This is a genomic window from Ramlibacter sp., assembly GCF_035706265.1.
GTDB lineage: Bacteria > Pseudomonadota > Gammaproteobacteria > Burkholderiales > Burkholderiaceae_C > Ramlibacter.
Genome location: NZ_DASSVG010000618.1, coordinates 1 through 2,732, shown reverse-complemented (window position 1 = coordinate 2,732; position 2,732 = coordinate 1). Strand labels below are relative to the sequence as shown.

The following is a 2,732-nucleotide window of genomic DNA, read 5'->3' as shown; positions in this document are numbered from 1 at the left end:
CGCGACCGCGGGCTTGTGCAACGCCGCCGCCAAGGCCTTGCTCAGCTTGCCGGCCACCGCGGGGGGCACCTTGGCCGGTGCGAAGAAACCCGACCAGCCGGTGAGCACGACGCCGGGCACCGTCTCGGCGATCGTGGGCAGGGCGGGCAGCGCCGGCAGGCGCGCCGGGTCGGCGATGGCGACGATGCGCAGCTTGTCCTGGTGCGGTAGCAGCGTGGCGAGCGTGCTGATCACCATCGGCCGCTTGCCGGCGATGGCGTCCTGCACCGCCTCGGGCGAGCTGGCGCACGGCACGTGGATGAAATGCGTGCCGGCGCGCTGGTTCAGCAACTCGCCGATCAACTGCTGCGGCGAACCTTCGCCCATGGTGCCGAAGGCGATGCCGCCGGCCGTCGCGCGGCCGGCCTCGAGCAGACCCGCCACGTCCCGCACCGGCAGCAGCTTCGGGTTCACCGCAATCGCCATGGGCGTGCGCACGGCCACGGCGAGGGGGGTGAAGTCCTTCACCGGGTCGTAGGCGACCTTCTTGCGCACCAAGGGCACGGTGACGTGCGTCGCCTCGTTGCCGATGCCGATGGTGTGGCCGTCGTCCGGCGCGTGCGCCAGGCTGCCCACGCCGACGAGGCCGCTGACGCCGACGCGGTTTTCGACGATCACCGGCTGGCCGAGGCTGATCTTCAGTTCCTCGGCGACCAGGCGGCCGATCATGTCGGCGACCGTCCCCTGCGCGAACGGAACGATGATGCGCAGCGGCTGGCGGGGGAAATCCTGTGCGTACGCCAGCATCGCGCAGAGGCCGAAGGCCAGCGCCAGCATCCACATCGTCCACTTCATCGCGTACTTCTCCCTGTCGATGGGGGCGAATCTAGCGGGACGGCCGGGCACTGTCTGCGGGAAACGGGGGGGATCCTCCCAAATTCCAACCAAGGTTCCGTGCACCAGGGAACTTTGGTGCGGCGTCCGCCCGTACGAGCGGACGATGGGACGATGGGTCGATGCCTTATTGCATCGGGCCGTCGAAGATGCGTTGCAGCGCCTCGAGGTCCAGGATCTTCACGTGCTTCTTGTCCACCTTCAGCAGGCCCTGCTGCTGGAAGGAGGTGAAGGTGCGGCTCACCGTCTCGAGCTTCATGCCCAGGTAGCTGCCGATGTCCACCCGCATCATGCGCAGGTGGAACTCGGTGGCGGACCAGCCGCGCGCCTTCATGCGCTGGCTGACATTGAGCAGGAAGGCGGCCAGGCGCTGTTCGGCGTTCATGCTGCCCAGGAGCATCATCAGGCTGTGCTCGCGCACGATCTCGCGGCTCATCATGCGCGACATCGCGATGTGCAGGTCGGGGCTCACCGCGGCCAGCTCGGTGAGGTGGGCATAGGGGATGGCGCAGATCTCGGTGTCTTCCAGCGCGATGGCGCTGCTGGCGTGCTTGCCGGAGGCGAGGCCGTCCAGGCCCAGCAGCTCGCCGGCCATCTGGAAGCCGGTGACCTGCTCGCGGCCGTCCTTCAGGTTCAGCATCGACTTGAACGTGCCGCTGCGCACCGCGTAGATGAACTGGAACTTGTCGCCCTCGTGGTACAGCGCCTCGCCTTCCTTGATGCGGCGGCGCGCGAACTTCAGGTGGTCCAGCCGCTCGACGGAGCTGCCGGTCAGGCCGCAGGGCAGGCACAGGTCCTTCAGGTGGCAGGTGGAGCATAGCGTCGTGAGCGCGGCGGGGGCCGTGGGGCGCTGGGCGCCCGTGCGCGGAACGATGTGGACCGGGACGGCGGGGGCGGTGTGCATGGCGGCGTTCATGGTTTCTCTTTCCTGCGGCGGTTCTGGTTCAGTGGACGGTGCGTTCGCCGGCGTTGGCGACGGCCTGGGGCAACTGGTCGAATTCGGTGCTCTTGTCCAGGAAGCCGGCAGCGCCTTCCTGCAGGTAGCGGCGGCGGTAGACGCCGGTGGCGTTGTTGCTGAAGACGACGAAGGCCACCCTCGGGTCCGCGGAGCGGACGGCCTTCAGCACCTCGAGGCCGGAGCCGCCCTCGAGCTGGACGTCGAGGACGACCACGTCGGGGTGCAGGGCCAGGATCCCGTCGATCGCGTGGCCGGGGGTGCCGGCTTCGCCGATCACGTCCATGCAGGCGCGCTCGAACACGCCGTGCAGCCGTTCGCGGATCGGCGCGGAGTCCTCGGCGAGGAAGACCTTCAGGGAAGCATTGCTGGTGGACATGCAGCAATGATGCGTGTCACCCGCATTTCCGCCCATCGGCGGCGACTGAATGGGACCCTAGTCCGCGTCTGAATCGCGGCAGGGGTCGGGGCCGAGGCACGCTCGGACTTTTCCTAGGCCGGGTGGCGGGCCGCCGCGCGCGTTTCGCGGCCGCCCGGCGCCGTTTTTCAGCGCAGCGACATCCCCGCCAGCACCGCCCGCCGGACCATCAGCAGGTCGCAGCCGCGCTGGCGGGCGCCGCTGCCCTGGGTGACCGGCTCGTAGCCCATGCCGGCCAGGTCGCTCTCCAGGCGGCGCGCCCCGTCGGCGTCGCGCATGACGATGCGGGCGTAGACGTTGAAGCGCTCGTCGCAGACGCCGATTTCGAACTGCGAGCCGGACTCATCCGCTTCGTCCGTGCCGCAGGAGAGGGGCGAGAGGGGGGCGTGGTCGTTGGGCATTGCGCGAGTGTGGAAACGCAGCCGTGCGGAAAAAGTAGGACGGCGACTGACATGCAGGTAGGTGCCCTCCCCCGCGCCGAACCAG

At 69.1% G+C, this 2,732-nt stretch carries 4 protein-coding genes; all 4 read right to left on the bottom strand.

What is annotated here, in order from left to right:
- The coding region (locus VFM98_RS22150; protein ID WP_325112057.1) for a Bug family tripartite tricarboxylate transporter substrate binding protein at window positions 1–834 on the bottom strand (834 nt) is incomplete at its 3' end.
- Between the two features lie 166 nt (window positions 835–1,000).
- Window positions 1,001–1,789 (bottom strand): fumarate/nitrate reduction transcriptional regulator Fnr, encoded by a 789-nt coding sequence (gene fnr, locus VFM98_RS22145; RefSeq protein ID WP_325112056.1) that lies wholly within the window; start codon window positions 1,787–1,789, stop codon window positions 1,001–1,003.
- A gap of 28 nt (window positions 1,790–1,817) precedes the next feature.
- The gene (locus tag VFM98_RS22140; RefSeq protein WP_325112055.1) at window positions 1,818–2,207 is read right to left on the bottom strand and encodes a response regulator transcription factor; all 390 of its coding nucleotides are present in this window, start codon (window positions 2,205–2,207) and stop codon (window positions 1,818–1,820) included.
- A gap of 167 nt (window positions 2,208–2,374) precedes the next feature.
- Window positions 2,375–2,647 carry a hypothetical protein gene (locus VFM98_RS22135; protein WP_325112054.1) on the bottom strand — a complete coding sequence of 91 codons (273 nt, stop codon included), beginning with the start codon at window positions 2,645–2,647 and terminating at the stop codon, window positions 2,375–2,377.
- Between the last annotated feature and the right edge of the window lie 85 nt (window positions 2,648–2,732).

What these genes read in the sequence shown, in the direction of transcription:
- fnr (WP_325112056.1), bottom strand. Translation starts at nt 1,789, where the DNA reads ATGAACGCCGCCATGCACACCGCCCCCGCCGTCCCGGTCCACATCGTT.
- VFM98_RS22140 (WP_325112055.1), bottom strand. Translation starts at nt 2,207, where the DNA reads ATGTCCACCAGCAATGCTTCCCTGAAGGTCTTCCTCGCCGAGGACTCC.
- VFM98_RS22135 (WP_325112054.1), bottom strand. Translation starts at nt 2,647, where the DNA reads ATGCCCAACGACCACGCCCCCCTCTCGCCCCTCTCCTGCGGCACGGAC.